This is a genomic window from Falsihalocynthiibacter sp. BN13B15, assembly GCF_041205415.1.
Lineage (GTDB): Bacteria > Pseudomonadota > Alphaproteobacteria > Rhodobacterales > Rhodobacteraceae > Falsihalocynthiibacter > Falsihalocynthiibacter arcticus.
This window is the reverse complement of sequence record NZ_JBGFCE010000009.1, coordinates 80232-94007: the sequence shown is the minus strand read 5'-3', so window position 1 is coordinate 94007 and position 13776 is coordinate 80232. Positions and strand designations below refer to the sequence as shown.

The following is a 13776-nucleotide window of genomic DNA, read 5'->3' as shown; positions in this document are numbered from 1 at the left end:
CTATTTTGTGACGAGAATTGAGCCATCATCTTGAACAGTCCCTGAAATTGTTGTGCGTGAGTCTAGATTCATAAAGCGGAGCACATCCCCTGCCGACCCGCGTCCCAATGCCCGTGCTTCGACTGATATGTTCAGGACGCCGCTGGAATAGGCGAGTTTGACGATTTGATTGCGCTCAACGAGTGCAGGCGCGCCGATGTCGTTCCTTCGAATTGGTCGGCCAGCGTAAATTGCCACGCGAGCTTCTTGTCCGATGACCTCTTCCAAAAGCGTTAGCGCGCCAAGGGTATTGCCGTCTTTTATTGCTACATCTGCGGGCGAGATGATTGTGTGACTTGGGATAGTTCGAGCCGCCACAAGGGTTTCTCCATACGATACGTTTGCGGCAGTCAGCGCGCATATGAACAATAGATACTTCATCATCGGATTTGCGTTGTTGCGCCGAGCATCTGATCTGCTGCGGTCAACACTTTCGCATTTAGCTCGTATCCTCTTTGAGCTTCGATCAATTCTGTGATCTCTCGAACGGCATCGACAGACGAATTCTCAAGATATCCTTGGCGCAGTGTTCCCAGCCCGTTTTCACCGGGGGTACTGACCGTAGGAGCACCGGACGCAGCGGACTCTAGGAACAAATTTGATCCAATCGCTTCAAGCCCTTTTGAGTTCGAAAACCCGGCGATGGACAATTGCCCCAGCAACTCGGGTTCCACTCGGTCGTTAAAATAGGCATAGGTCTCACCTTCGGCATTGATGGAAATACTGCGAGCGTCGGAGGGAATCGTAATTTCTGGAACGACGGGATACCCGTCTGATGTGACAATTAGGCCGTCAGCAGATCGCTTTAGGCCGCCATCTCGCGTGAACGCCGACTGCCCTGAAGGGAGTGTCACTTCAATATAACCGAGACCCTCAATCGCGAGATCAAGGTCGCCGCCTGTCGCGCCTAAGCTACCTTGGGATAATTCAACCGTTACGGACGATGGACGAACACCAAGGCCGAGTTGCACCCCAGTTGGAACAATCGTTCCATCTGCCGCATTAATCGTACCGGCCCGCGTCTGCTGTTGATAATGCAAGTCGGCGAACTCGGCTCGTCGAGCGTTATACCCCGTTGTGTTCATATTCGCGAGATTGTTCGAAATCGTTTCAACCCGCATTTGCTGGGCCGCCATTCCGGTGGCTGCTATTTGTAGCGCGCGCATGAAAAATCCTTTCTCATTTAACCAAGAGCCCTAATTACGGCACGGATGCGTTCATCTTCTTTCTCAAGAAACCCTTGCCCTTGCTCGTAAGCCCTTTGGACCTCAATCATTCGAGCGACTTCGCCGACTGGGTTCACATTCGAATCTTCGACAAAACCTTGCAGAATTGTTGGGTTCTCTACGGGTGTAACTTCGCCAGTAAATTCAAAACGGACACCGTTCTCACGGCGCAAATCGAATGGGTTTTCAGGCTGAAATAACCCGATCTGTGAGAGAGGTTGACCATCCGCACTCAAGGTTCCGTCTGCGGAAACCTGCAAGTCTGCGACCCCCGCGGGTACAAATATTGGAGCACCGCCAGCATCCAGAAGTCGATTACCATCATGCGTAACGAGATCACCCTCCCCGTTTGGAGTAAAAGCACCTGCTCGTGTCAGACGGTTACCGTCTTGAGTTTCAACCATGAAGAAGCCTTCACCTTCGATGGCGAAGTCGAATGTACCGTTGGTTTGGCTCAATGAGCCTTGCCGTAAGTCCGTGTTGGCCACCGAAGCTGTAGCCATGGAGAGACTGGGATCATCGCGGCCCAAGGCCTTCACGTGTTCTGCGAAAATGACCCCTTCTTTGCGAAATCCCGTTGTGGCCAAATTGGCTAAGTTATTGGCGACGGTTTGCATTTCACGCATCAAGCCAGATTGACGGGTGAGGGTGGTATAACTTGCATTATCCATGCGCTATACCCCCACGATCAATGGGACGATTTGGTCCGTAAAAAACGCAACCAATGTCTCTGTCATGAAGCCCATGGTCATCCAAAACACAATCAAAATGGCCGCCAATTTAGGGACGAAAGTGAGCGTCATTTCTTGAACTGATGTCAGAGCTTGAAACAACCCAACCGCAACGCCAGCAACAAGGGCGACGGTTAAAATTGGGGTGGAAACTAAAACTGCAATCCACAGGGCCTGCCGAAGTGTGTCGTAGAAAACGATGTCATCCATGCCTTACACCGGCATCCGTAAAATTTCTAAATACGCTTCGACAACCTTGTCGCGGACCGTCACTGCCGTTTCCACGGCAAGCTCAGTTTGCGCCAGAGCCTGCACAAGGGCATTGGGATCGGCGCCACCAATCATTGCCGCTTTCGCTTGATTCTCGCCGTTGGCGAGCGTGCTGGCAAAATCCTGAGCAACTTTAGCGAAGGCCTCCCCGCCGCCCGCGTCAGGCTTCGGCGCTGTCGCGGGTCTGGTTGCTGCGTATTGTTGGGCAGCTATTGAGGATTTGAAATCCATTCTGATCTCCTCTAACGGCGAAGGAGTTCGAGCAGAGCAGACGACATTTGTCGCGCCTGATCGAACATTTTGAGATTCGCCTCGTAGCTGCGCTGCGCTTCGCGCGCGTCAGCAATTTCGACCACTAGATCGACATTCGATCCATCATAGTGACCGGTTTCATCCGCCAAGGGGTTTGCGGGGTCAAACATCCGTTTCAATTCAGAACGGTCCAGCTTTACATCGCCGGCTTTGACCTCCCCTGTGCGGAGCCCTTCGGAAATCACCTCTTCAAAAGAGGCCGTTTTACGATGATAGCCGGGGGTGTCGGTATTCGCGATATTCTCGGAAACGTGGCGAAGCCGTGTGGCTTGGGCCTGCATACCGCTCGCGGATAGCGCGAGAGTTTTCATTAAATCACTCATTCTTGGAATCTCCCTTTTAACGGATGCTTGTTCGCAGAATATTCAGCGAAGACTTGTAGATTGAAATTGCGGTATCAAATTGATGCCGTGTCTCGCTGGCCCGCATAAGTTCCGTTTCTAAGGAAACAGAGTTGCCGTTAGGGGACAGCGCGCCGCGCGTTGTGTCGGTTACAATGGTAGGGGTGAAGCCTCGGTCGGCCTCAGTAAGATGGCCTTCACGAGATGCTCGCAAAGGTTTCTCATTGGTGCCCTCATAGGCATCCGAAAAGGCGACAACATCACGGGCTTTGTACCCGGGCGTATCTGCATTGGCCACGTTCTGGGCGATTGTCGCCTGACGGGTACTTGCGTGCGATGCCATCGCTTGCGACATGCGCATAATATCTAGTTTATCAAACATCGGGGCTTCTCCCTCGACCGGTTTCAACTAACTCTTAACCCTGATTCCTTTAAAAAGGGTTTAGTGATCAGAAGGAGCACAGAATGTCCGACTCGAAATTCAAAGAGTTGTCCGCAGGAATTAATGCGACTCCGCTAACACGTGCGATTGGGCGTGTGAGTGGTGTTTCACAGGGCACGGTCATCGTTCGAGGTCTTTCGGATAAGGCAAGTGTCGGGGATCAGGTCCAAGTTCAAAGTCGCGAAGGAAGACTTATCTCTGGCGACGTTTTGAATTTGTCCGTTGGCTCCATGACCGTATTACTCGACGGGACGACCGAAGGTGTCGTCATGGGGGATCGCGTCGCGCTTCTGGGCAAGAACTCAATTTTCCCGCACAATAATTGGATTGGCCGCGTTATCGACCCGTCAGGGATGCCGATGGATGGTCGCAAACTATCCAAAGGGGCACATGAGAAAGCCTTGAAGGCGCCGCCGCCAAACCCCACGCAAAGGCGCGCCATGGGTACGCGCCTAGAGACAGGCCTTGCTGTCTTCAACACACTCTTGCCCATTGTCCGTGGACAAAGATTAGGGTTGTTTTCAGGGTCAGGAGTAGGCAAATCCACCCTTCTGTCAAAGCTCGCCAAAAACGTGCAGGCGGATGTTGTGGTGGTGGCCCTCATCGGAGAACGGGGCCGAGAAGTTCGCGAATTTGTGGATACGGTTTTGGGGCCTGAAGGCATGAAGCGTGCCGTGGTTATTGCCGCCACGTCCGATCAATCCCCCCTTGTACGAAGGAGGTGCGCGTTTACCGCGATGGCCGTTGCCGAATTCTTTCGGGACCAAGGACTGCATGTCCTTCTGCTCGCGGACTCCATCACAAGATTTGCCGAAGCGCACCGCGAAGTTGCTCTGTCATCCGGCGAGCAGGCCAACTTGCGCGGCTTCCCTCCGTCGACCTCCTCAATGATTATGGGTCTGTGCGAACGCGCGGGGCCAGGCGCGGGAACTTCTGGCGATATTACCGCAATTTTAACCGTGTTGGTCGCGGGATCAGATATGGAAGAGCCTATTGCGGATATTTTGCGTGGTGTATTGGATGGGCATATCGTCTTGGATCGCACCATTGCTGAAAGGGGGAGGTTTCCTGCAATTGACCTTCTAAGATCAGTTTCCAGAAGTCTCCCTCTGGCTGCGTCTTTTGAAGAAAATGAACTTATCAAGCGTAGTAGGCAGCTTTTAGGGGCGTTTGATCGTGCCGAAATGATGATTCAGGCAGGACTTTATTCTACGGGTTCTGATCCGCTCGTAGATGCCTCAATTAGAACTTGGCCAGGTTTGGACGCCTTTCTTGCGCAAGACGAGCCAAACAATGTGTCCTCAAGTTTTGAACGACTCACTGCGATTTTGGCGATGGACACTGAAGAAGCCGGGTAAAAATTCATATAAATCCATAAATCTAAGCCGTTATTGCGCGTGAATCATGACCATCTGCAATAGCAACAATCGTGTGATCGCTTAAAAAGGAATATTTCTAAAGTAATTGAGAATAAGCAGTGAAGGGGGAGTGAATTTGGCCCACCACTCCCCCTTATCCAACAACGCCTGAGATAGAGAGCTTGCAGGACGCGTTGAACTTACTGTTAGCGATAACATAGCGATCCATCGCGCCGTGGACAAGAGGGATTTTTGCGCTATGTTGGTTTACACAGAATTTAACAAGGTTTCAGCAATTGACCCAGCTCAGAATTCCGCCGAAGCGTACCCTAACATTACGTGATGTTTCCGAGGCTTCGGGTGTAAGTGAAATGACCGTCTCAAGGGTGTTGCGGAATCGGGGCGATGTTTCCGTAGACACCCGCGAGAAAGTTCAGGCCGCAGCAAAGCGCTTGGGGTATGTCCCCAACAAAATCGCGGGTGCACTTGCAAGCCAGCGCGTCAATTTGGTTGCCGTGATCATCCCCTCACTTTCAAATATGGTGTTTCCAGAGGTGTTGACCGGCATTTCCGATGTTTTGGATGATACGCCTTTGCAACCTGTTGTGGGCGTTACCAACTATCGTCCTGAAAAAGAAGAATCCGTGCTGTATGAAATGCTCTCGTGGCGTCCTTCGGGCGTGATTATTGCCGGTCTTGAGCACACAGAAGCCTCCAAGGCCATGATGCGAAATGCGGGCATTCCCATCGTTGAAATAATGGATGTTGACGGTGAACCCATCGACGCCATGGTCGGGATTTCGCACCGGCGAGCGGGTCGCAAAATGGCCCAAGCGATCATCAAGCAAGGCTACAAACGCATCGGTTTCATGGGTACAAAAATGCCGCTGGATCACCGCGCGCGCAAACGCTTTGAAGGGTTCACGGAAGCTCTGGCAAAAGAAGGGCTAGAGGTTGCCGATCAAGAATTTTATTCGGGGGGGTCGGCCTTGCGTAAGGGGCGCGAGATGACGGAAGCCATGCTCAAACGTACGCCAGATCTGGATTTTCTCTATTATTCCAACGATATGATTGGCGCTGGTGGTCTATTGTATTGTTTGGATCAAGGTATAAAAGTTCCGCAAACGATTGGTCTTGCGGGTTTCAATGGCGTTGAACTCTTGGAAGGGCTGCCGCGCATGTTGGCGTCAATGGGGTCGGAGCGAAATGAAATCGGACGCCTTGCTGCCCAAATCATCGCTCGCCGTGCGGCCGGCGCAGAGGCCAGCCCAGATGATTCAATTGAACTCTCGCCAAAACTCCAATTTGGCGACACGCTCAAACGTAGAAACAGCTAGACACTCGCCGTTAATCGCGGTGAGATCTCACCTACTTGAGTCTTGAGAGCACCCGCGAACTGGCGTACCCATCCGGTATCATCCCAACACTCGCTTGAAAGGCCTTGATCGCCGCGATTGTATTCGGACCAATAATACCGTCCGTTCCCAGTGTATCGAATCCCGCCTGCGTCAAACGTTCCTGCATTTGTATCTTCTCGATAAATCGAAGCGCCTGATCCTCTCGAGGCCAATCCGCTTGAATCTCCGTCCCTCCCGCAATCCGATCGGCCAAATGCCCGACCCCAATGACATAGGCATCTGCGGTATTATAACGCTCGATCACATGGAAATTGTTGAAAATAATGAAGGCCGCCCCCTGTGCCCCGGCGGGGAGGAGTACTGAAGACGGGCCATAATTCGGAACGATTTTCCCTTTGGTATCCCGCACGCCCATTTGCGCCCAAACAGTTGCAGGCTTCTTGACTCGCTCGCTCGACAGGAGGAAATCAAAACCTTTCGGCAGAATAACCTCAACACCCCACGGCTGACCAAATGTCCAACCATAGCCTTTCAAATAGGCCGCCGTTGAAGCCAGCGCATCGGCGGGGCTGTCCCCCCAAATATCGCGCTTGCCGTCGCCTGTGAAATCAACGGCATAGGACAAATATGACGAGGGCATAAACTGTGTATGCCCCATGGCTCCAGCCCATGAACCCGTCATATTCGCAGGTGCCACGTCGCCGGATTGAATGATTTTTAACGCATCAATGATTTGCGCCTCAAAAAAATCTCCGCGCCGACCATCATAGGAAAGGGTCGCGAGGGATTCGATGATCGGGACATTTCCTCGGAAAGTTCCATAAGCACTTTCGAGTCCCCAAATGGCCGCCACAATCTCCTTTTCCACACCGAACTTGGCTTCAATTTGCGAAAGGATGCCGTCGTTTTCAGCGAGAGCTTTCTTCCCGTTTGTGACACGCGCATTTGAGGTTGCACTGTCCAAATATTCCCAGATTTGTTTGGTAAATTCGGATTGGTTACGGTCTTTTTTAACAACATCGGGATTGTAAGAAATACCCGCCAAACTTGCGTCTAACACGCTGGTTGAAATACCCGCCGACTGTGCCCTCTTGCGAAACTCCACTAGCCACGCGTTAAAACCCTCGGCACCCTGTGGTGCAGTCATTTGAACGTCTCCTAAAACGGGCGTGGGTTGTGCAATATCATTTGCGGCCATTCCCAGCGTTGGAAAAAGCATAACGATCCACAAAGCGGATATAAACATGAAGCGCATTCGATACCCCGCGAAATTTGGCCTAGATTAGCAAATAGAAACACCGTGTGAAATGGGTTTGTCTCGTCTATTTCTTTGTGCGTTTGCGGGCCACCTTGCGGTTCATCTTGGCATTCTTGGCGCGCGCTTGGCCAACACGTCGGCCTTTATGGCTTTTTCCGCCGCGCGATCCGCCGCCTTTGGGTAGCGCCTTGCCGTCCAATTCCAGTAACTCAAGAGTGATGCCACCAGTAACGGGCGTGGCCTCCGCCAATCGCACGAGGGCGCGTTGGCCCAACGAAATTTTGAGGCCCGAATGCTCGCCTGTCAAAGTATTGGCTTCCGGATCGTGCACAAAATATTCGCGCCCAATCGTGGCCACAGGTACAAGCCCGTCCGCACCGGTTTCGTCCAGCTTAATGAACGCGCCAAACCGTGCGATTCCTGCGACACGCCCCTGAAATTCATTCCCTACGCGCTCCGAAAGATAGCTCGCAAGATACCGATCCGTTGTGTCGCGTTCGGCAACCATACTGCGCCGTTCGGTATCCGAAATTTGTTTTGCTGTATCGTCCAATTGCGCGACATCTTCGGGGGAAAGTCCGTCTTTACCCCACCCATGCGCCGTAATCAAAGCACGGTGCACAATGAGATCCGCGTAACGGCGAATGGGCGACGTGAAATGCCCGTAGTTTTTCAAAGCGAGGCCAAAATGCGAAAAGTTTTCGGGGCTATAGTAGGCCTGCGTCATTGAACGAAGGGTTGAAATATTGATCAACTCATCATGTTCTGTCTTTGCGGCTTGTGCCAAGAGCTGGTTCAAATGGCGGGTTTTAAGCACCTGCCCTTTTGCCAAAGCAAGGCCCGCAGAGATGGCAGTCTCGCGCAAGGCCTCTAGCTTTTCAACGCTTGGTTCCTCGTGCACGCGAAAGAGTAGCGGCTGTTCTTTCTCGATCAAGGTTTCAGCGGCGGCAACATTTGCCAACACCATAAACTCTTCTATCAGACGGTGCGCATCAAGGCGATCACGGAACGAAATAGAGGTGACTTTGCCCTCGTCGGAAAGCTCAATACGCCGTTCGGGAAGGTTCAATTCAAGTGGTTGGCGCCGCTCGCGTGCCTTAACCAAAACGTCGTAGGCCGCATAAAGAGGGCGAATAACCTCATCCAACAGGGGCGCGCATTTTTCGTTTACATCGCCATCCATCGCCGACTGAACATCAGTGTAAGCCAGCGAAGCATGAGACTTCATCATGGCCCGATGGAACGTGTGGCCAAGTTTATTGCCGTCTTTATCCAAGACCATACGCACCGCGATACAGGCCCGCTCAACACCCTCGTGTAACGAACAAAGGTCACCAGAAAGCCGGTCAGGAAGCATGGGCACGACACGATCGGGAAAATAACTTGAGTTGCCGCGCTTGCGCGCTTCGCGATCGAGCGCACTGCCTGGCGTCACATAAAACGCAACATCGGCAATCGCCACCCACACAATATGGCCGTTGGGATTAGTGGCATCATCATCCGCTTGTGCAAAACACGCATCATCATGATCCCGCGCGTCTGGCGGATCAATTGTCACCAGCGGCATCTCGCGCAGGTCAAGACGTTTGCCCAAACCCGCGGGCTTCGCATTATCGGCTTCGCCAATCACTTCGTCGGGAAAGCTGTCGGGAATTCCGTGCTGATGAATAGCAATGAGGGAAACCGCCTTGGGGGAAGAAGGATCGCCAAGGCGCGCCACGATTTTCGCGCGAGGCAAACCCATACGCGATTTCGGGCCGACCTGCTGTGCTTCAACCAGTTCACCATCGCGCGCCTCAAGGGTTGCGCCCGCTGCAATCTGCCACTCTTTATCGCTACCTTTATCAATGGGAACCAGCCGCCCACCTTCGTGGCCGGTGCGGAAAATACCGACGAGTTTGAGTGGATTAGACCCTATTTGACGGATCAATCGCCCTTCATAGCCATGCTCTTCATTCTCTAGTTTCCGAAGGCGCGCTAAAATTCGATTGCCAGCACCAAGCGCGGGATCGCCATCCTTATCAACCATAAGAATTGTCGGTTCCTCCCCCTGCCCTTGCCATTCCAATGGCCGTGCAAGGAGGTCTCCGTCACTATTTGGTCCCACAATTTCCAACATGCTGACCGGCGTCAAGCTTTCCGGATCGCCATAACTGCGTTGGCGTTTTTGCAAATCCCCATCGGCCTCAAGCTCACGCAACATGCGCTTAAGGTCGATCCGCGCCGCACCTTTAAGGCCAAATGCCTTCGCAATATCGCGCTTGTTGGTTTTTGTCGGATTCTCAGAAATCCAATTCAGGATCTCTTGTTTTGAAGGAATATGTACCATTCGATTGCCCTATCACGCGGCGTTAACCCCGTCCATGCTCTGGTTATTCGGCCAAAAGTTCTAGGTCCGAAACTGTATCAACATCTTGTAGCACGGAAATTTCGGCGATGGACAGGCCCGATAGACTGGCGCGTGAATCTGCGAGGGCGGTTTCCGACGACCATCGCACATTCCGAAATATCGCCGCGGGAATGGCGGCCACACGCTTCATCCCAACGAGCCAATACCCGCCATCGGGTGCCGGACCAAAAACCGCCTGATGATTGCCCAGCGCGGCAAACGCTTCGGTAATATGACGTTTTTGAATGCCCGGAATATCCCCACCAATAATGAGTACCGGCCCTGCAGGCAGGTCGCGAAAAACCCGCGCCATTCGATCGCCAAGATTGCCCTGCCCCTGCGAAATGCGGGGAAGATGCGCCGGCCAAACGCGACTTTTGAGACCCTCAATATCGGGAGAAACGGCGAGGAATAAATCCCACTTTGGGTCTTCTAAGCGTCGCAGTAAATTGCGCACTTGATGACGAAACCACCATGCGGCCCCAACCATTCCCATATCCGCACCTAAGCGCGTTTTCACACGGCCAGCATGCGGGACCTTAAGCATCACAACGAGCTGCTTCCTCACAAAAGGCGTTCCATGTCTCGGTGTGAAATCCCTGCGTCGTCATACTCGCGACCATAGGGTACAAAGCCGAGTTTTTCATAGAAACCAAGTGCTTGAACTTGGGCCGAGAGATAGGCCCGACGCACACCCTCAAGTGTTGAAAAATGCGTAAGCCCCGCTGTAATTAGTGCCGCGCCAAGGCCCGTTCCACGATGTGATTTCACCACACAAACGCGCCCAATCCGGCCAGTATCTCCTAAAAGGAGAAGCCGCGCCGTTCCGACAGGCACATTTTCATCGACGGCCAAAAGATGCACGGCGTCATCATCATAGGCGTCGATTTCTTCCTCAACAGGGATGCCTTGTTCCCCGACAAAAACTTCCATGCGCAAACCAATGCATATTGCCACGTCTTCCGTTACCTCTATAGCGACGGTCATTGAAAATAATCCGCCAGAATGCGCGCGTAAATGCTTTTGAGTTGTTCGATGTGGGCGACCTCTACGCGCTCGTCAACTTGATGCATCGTTTTGCCAACGAGTCCGAATTCAACAACGGGGCAATGGTTTTTTACGAACCGCGCATCCGAAGTTCCGCCCGTAGTGGAGGCGACAGGGACCACCCCTGTAACAGCAGTCACCGCTTTGGAAATCATCGCGGACAATTCGCCCGGAGGGGTCACAAAACTTTCGCCGGAAACCTTGATCACAACATCGATTTCGACGTTCATTTCCTCGGAAACTTTTGCCACCTCTTGGTGCAACCAAGCGCTTAAGCTCTCGCCTGAATGGGTGTCATTGAAGCGGATATTCACCGTGCCTTTGCAAACCGCAGGGATAACATTATTCGCGGGATTACCCGTATCAATCGTCGTAATTGCCAAGGTCGACGCATCGAAATGATCGGTGCCCGCATCCAGCTCATGGCTCGCCAAACGATCCATCAGGCGAGCCAAAGCTGGTAATGGGTTTTTGGCGCGGTGCGGATAGGCCGAATGCCCCTGAACACCCTTGGCTGTAAAAAAGGCCGTCATGCTCCCACGGCGGCCAATTTTCATCATTTCGCCCATGGTATCGGGACAGGTTGGCTCCCCAACAAGGCAAACCGACATCGCTTCGCCAGCCTGCTGCATATAATCGAGAAGCGCCGTCGTGCCATCAAGCGCATCGCCTTCTTCGTCGCCCGTGATTGTCAGGATAATTGCTCCGCTAGGCGGAGTCGTTTTCACAAAATCAATCGCAGCAGCCACAAAGGCCGCAACCCCCGACTTCATATCCGTCGCCCCGCGACCAAAGAGCCATCCATCGCGGATTTCTCCGCCAAATGGGTCCACCGTCCAAGCCGCCAAGTCCCCAACGGGAACAACATCTGTGTGCCCATTGAAACCGAAAGTTTGGTTGGCACCACGCCGTCCCCAACGTGCAAAAAGGTTGCTGACCCCTGCCCGATCCACGCGCGTACATTCAAATCCAGCCTCGTTCAAAAGCGTCTCAAGCAACACGAGCGCACCACCCTCAACTGGGGTAACTGACGGGCATCGAATAAGGTCGGCGGTTAGGGAAACGGCGTCGATGGGGGGCATTACATTCTCCTTTTTGCGATCATTCGGTACCTGCTCGTTTGCGCCTTCGCAAGCCTGATGCCCGATCGAGAGAGAGGAACTTGTTGCATCTGGGAAACAGAAATCTGGGTAACTATCAGAAAGAAGGCAGAATTAGGTTAACACAGCAGCAAAAATCTGCTTCTGTAAAATCAATAATAATTGACCCGAGGCAGGGCAAACGCGGACCTAAAATGGTCCACTTCGAGCAGTAAGTAGTAAAACAGTTTCAAGATAGGCGGAGCAGTCCGCCCCGGCGTTTGCGCTGTTTCCAATGATTGGGGACAGGCATGGTAGCAGCATCAGAACTCGCAATTGACACCAATGCGAGCGCGATACAAATGGCTGAAGAAATTTTCGGCGATGGCGTAACCGTCGTTGGCGCAAGCTATTCTGGCGACTCTCGTTCCTCAGGTATTTATACTGGGGGCGACGCGACCGCCGACGGCGTAACCCCCTCTGATACAGGCGTTATACTTTCGACTGGACGAGCTAGCGGGATAACGCGCTCCTCAGGAAACGCCAACCAATCCAGCAATTACACCTCGTCAAGTGATGGGGAAAACGGCAACGACGACTTTGATGATCTCGCAGGCGCACGGACCTATGACGCGAGCTATATGAACATCGACTTTATCCCGACAACGGACACCCTCACGATGCAATTCGTGTTCGCCTCGGATGAATTTCCCGAATATTCGAACTCAATCTACAACGATGCAATCGGAGTTTGGATCAACGGCGACGTTGCGCCAACGGTTATAGGGGACGCAAACGCCACGGTGAATACCGTCAATCAAGCCAATAATATTAACCTTTTCACCAGCAACGTCAGCAGCGAATACAATACAGAAATGGATGGCTTTACTGTCACCCTAACCCTAACGATGACAGTAATCCCTGGGAAGGTTAACTCGATCCAGATAGGCATCGCCGATGTTTCCGATAGCCAGTATGACTCGTCAATCTTGATCGCGGGAAATTCCGTTCAAACGGTTTTGATTGCCCACCATGATGAAGTCGAAATGTACGTGGACGGATCGCGGAGAGTGGACGTTTTGGCAAACGACTACGATTCATCGGGTGGCGTCCTTACTGTCACCCACATCAATGGCCATGCTGTTTCCGCAGGCGATACAATCACGTTAGCCACTGGCCAAACGGTTACCCTGAATGCCGACTCAACCTTTTCGATCCTCGTTGATTCCGATCCGGAAACCATCAACTTCACCTATGGCATTCAAAACTCCGACGGCGTTACTGACACCGGCTATGTCACCGTTTCAACGATACCCTGCTTTGTCGCAGGGACCGGTATTCTTACGCCCCACGGCGAAGTTGCGGTCGAAACGCTTCCTGCCCGGCGATCTTGTGGTCACCCACGACAACGGGGCACAACCTGTGCGCTGGATTGGCCGTCGTGTTGTTCCTGCCCTTGGGGTCATGGCCCCAATTCACATTCGCGCAAAAACCTTTGGCGACCACGAGGACCTTATGGTCTCACCTCAACACCGCGTTCTGGTTCGCGACAGTCTAGCCGAGCTTCTTTTTGGCGATACTGAAGTTTTGGTTTCCGCCAAAGACCTCGTGAACGACCACTCCGTGACGCGGCTCGAAGGTGGAACCGTTGAATACGTGCACATCCTTTTTGATACGCATGAAGTTGTCTATTCAGCGGGTCTTGCAACCGAAAGCTTCCTTCCCGGACCGCAAATGGCTCAAAACTTTGAGCGCGAAATCATAGATGAGATTTGCGCTATTTTCCCCGAAATAGACCCTAATACTGGCATCGGTTACAGCCCCTCTGCACGGCGCACATTGCGTGGTTTTGAAGCCCAGCTTCTGGTTAATGGCAAGGCGGCCGCTTAGAATGCGAAGGTCCTATTCCCTCAGCGAGGCCCCCAA

General features: G+C 52.7%; 15 protein-coding genes and 1 pseudogene. 4 read left to right on the top strand and 12 right to left on the bottom strand.

Annotated elements, in window-relative coordinates; all coding sequences use genetic code 11:
• Genes flgA through AB9F26_RS15035 form a run of 7 tightly spaced genes read right to left on the bottom strand, consistent with a single transcriptional unit; the run spans position 1 to position 3301 of the window.
• Positions 1–420: a flagellar basal body P-ring formation chaperone FlgA gene (gene flgA, locus AB9F26_RS15065; protein WP_335584647.1), complete on the bottom strand. Its 420-nt coding sequence runs from the start codon at positions 418–420 to the stop codon at positions 1–3.
• Complete coding sequence (flgG, locus tag AB9F26_RS15060; RefSeq protein WP_039000270.1) at positions 420–1205, bottom strand: flagellar basal-body rod protein FlgG; 786 nt, start codon at positions 1203–1205, stop codon at positions 420–422. The genes flgA and flgG overlap by 1 nt, the downstream gene beginning before the upstream one ends.
• 17 nt (positions 1206–1222) lie before the next feature.
• Complete coding sequence (locus tag AB9F26_RS15055; RefSeq protein ID WP_335584626.1) at positions 1223–1936, bottom strand: flagellar hook-basal body complex protein; 714 nt, start codon at positions 1934–1936, stop codon at positions 1223–1225.
• A 3-nt stretch (positions 1937–1939) separates the two neighbouring features.
• Positions 1940–2206, bottom strand: coding sequence for a flagellar biosynthetic protein FliQ (locus tag AB9F26_RS15050; protein WP_335584625.1), 267 nt, complete (start codon positions 2204–2206; stop codon positions 1940–1942).
• A 3-nt stretch (positions 2207–2209) separates the two neighbouring features.
• Complete coding sequence (fliE, locus tag AB9F26_RS15045) at positions 2210–2497, bottom strand: flagellar hook-basal body complex protein FliE (protein ID WP_039000274.1); 288 nt, start codon at positions 2495–2497, stop codon at positions 2210–2212.
• 11 nt (positions 2498–2508) lie between these two features.
• Positions 2509–2901 (bottom strand): flagellar basal body rod protein FlgC, encoded by a 393-nt coding sequence (gene flgC, locus AB9F26_RS15040; protein ID WP_039000275.1) that lies wholly within the window; start codon positions 2899–2901, stop codon positions 2509–2511.
• Positions 2902–2917: 16 nt separating this feature from the next.
• The gene (locus tag AB9F26_RS15035) at positions 2918–3301 is read right to left on the bottom strand and encodes a FlgB family protein (RefSeq protein ID WP_039000276.1); all 384 of its coding nucleotides are present in this window, start codon (positions 3299–3301) and stop codon (positions 2918–2920) included.
• Positions 3302–3384: 83 nt separating this feature from the next.
• Between AB9F26_RS15035 and AB9F26_RS15030 the strand changes: the two genes are divergently transcribed.
• Positions 3385–4719: a FliI/YscN family ATPase gene (locus tag AB9F26_RS15030; protein WP_335584623.1), complete on the top strand. Its 1335-nt coding sequence runs from the start codon at positions 3385–3387 to the stop codon at positions 4717–4719.
• Positions 4720–5015: 296 nt separating this feature from the next.
• On the top strand, positions 5016–6056 hold the full coding sequence (locus tag AB9F26_RS15025) for a LacI family DNA-binding transcriptional regulator (RefSeq protein WP_179946761.1): 1041 nt from the start codon (positions 5016–5018) through the stop codon (positions 6054–6056).
• A gap of 31 nt (positions 6057–6087) precedes the next feature.
• On the opposite strand, the gene AB9F26_RS15020 is transcribed toward AB9F26_RS15025, so the two are convergent.
• The 5 genes from AB9F26_RS15020 to dapE form a co-directional block, all read right to left on the bottom strand.
• On the bottom strand, positions 6088–7224 hold the full coding sequence (locus AB9F26_RS15020; RefSeq protein WP_335584622.1) for a lytic murein transglycosylase: 1137 nt from the start codon (positions 7222–7224) through the stop codon (positions 6088–6090).
• Between the two features lie 175 nt (positions 7225–7399).
• Complete coding sequence (gene rnr / locus AB9F26_RS15015; protein WP_369768376.1) at positions 7400–9664, bottom strand: ribonuclease R; 2265 nt, start codon at positions 9662–9664, stop codon at positions 7400–7402.
• 43 nt (positions 9665–9707) lie between these two features.
• The gene (locus AB9F26_RS15010; protein ID WP_335584620.1) at positions 9708–10292 is read right to left on the bottom strand and encodes a TIGR04282 family arsenosugar biosynthesis glycosyltransferase; all 585 of its coding nucleotides are present in this window, start codon (positions 10290–10292) and stop codon (positions 9708–9710) included.
• The gene (locus AB9F26_RS15005) at positions 10289–10711 is read right to left on the bottom strand and encodes a GNAT family N-acetyltransferase (RefSeq protein WP_335584619.1); all 423 of its coding nucleotides are present in this window, start codon (positions 10709–10711) and stop codon (positions 10289–10291) included. The genes AB9F26_RS15010 and AB9F26_RS15005 overlap by 4 nt, the downstream gene beginning before the upstream one ends.
• Positions 10708–11853: a succinyl-diaminopimelate desuccinylase gene (gene dapE, locus AB9F26_RS15000; protein WP_335584618.1), complete on the bottom strand. Its 1146-nt coding sequence runs from the start codon at positions 11851–11853 to the stop codon at positions 10708–10710. Before dapE ends, AB9F26_RS15005 begins: the two co-directional genes overlap by 4 nt.
• 308 nt (positions 11854–12161) lie before the next feature.
• Between dapE and AB9F26_RS14995 the strand changes: the two are divergent.
• A pseudogene (locus AB9F26_RS14995) lies at positions 12162–12800 on the top strand (choice-of-anchor L domain-containing protein); the annotation flags it as partial.
• Between the two features lie 244 nt (positions 12801–13044).
• Positions 13045–13740 carry a Hint domain-containing protein gene (locus AB9F26_RS14990; RefSeq protein WP_369768408.1) on the top strand — a complete coding sequence of 232 codons (696 nt, stop codon included), beginning with the start codon at positions 13045–13047 and terminating at the stop codon, positions 13738–13740.
• Positions 13741–13776: the final 36 nt, after the last annotated feature.

Coding starts and splice junctions, on each gene's coding strand:
- flgA (WP_335584647.1), bottom strand. CDS start 420: ATGAAGTATCTATTGTTCATATGCGCGCTGACTGCCGCAAACGTATCG.
- flgG (WP_039000270.1), bottom strand. CDS start 1,205: ATGCGCGCGCTACAAATAGCAGCCACCGGAATGGCGGCCCAGCAAATG.
- AB9F26_RS15055 (WP_335584626.1), bottom strand. CDS start 1,936: ATGGATAATGCAAGTTATACCACCCTCACCCGTCAATCTGGCTTGATG.
- AB9F26_RS15050 (WP_335584625.1), bottom strand. CDS start 2,206: ATGGATGACATCGTTTTCTACGACACACTTCGGCAGGCCCTGTGGATT.
- fliE (WP_039000274.1), bottom strand. CDS start 2,497: ATGGATTTCAAATCCTCAATAGCTGCCCAACAATACGCAGCAACCAGA.
- flgC (WP_039000275.1), bottom strand. CDS start 2,901: ATGAGTGATTTAATGAAAACTCTCGCGCTATCCGCGAGCGGTATGCAG.
- AB9F26_RS15035 (WP_039000276.1), bottom strand. CDS start 3,301: ATGTTTGATAAACTAGATATTATGCGCATGTCGCAAGCGATGGCATCG.
- AB9F26_RS15030 (WP_335584623.1), top strand. CDS start 3,385: ATGTCCGACTCGAAATTCAAAGAGTTGTCCGCAGGAATTAATGCGACT.
- AB9F26_RS15020 (WP_335584622.1), bottom strand. CDS start 7,224: ATGACTGCACCACAGGGTGCCGAGGGTTTTAACGCGTGGCTAGTGGAG.
- rnr (WP_369768376.1), bottom strand. CDS start 9,664: ATGGTACATATTCCTTCAAAACAAGAGATCCTGAATTGGATTTCTGAG.
- AB9F26_RS15005 (WP_335584619.1), bottom strand. CDS start 10,711: ATGACCGTCGCTATAGAGGTAACGGAAGACGTGGCAATATGCATTGGT.
- dapE (WP_335584618.1), bottom strand. CDS start 11,853: ATGCCCCCCATCGACGCCGTTTCCCTAACCGCCGACCTTATTCGATGC.
- AB9F26_RS14990 (WP_369768408.1), top strand. CDS start 13,045: ATGCCGACTCAACCTTTTCGATCCTCGTTGATTCCGATCCGGAAACCA.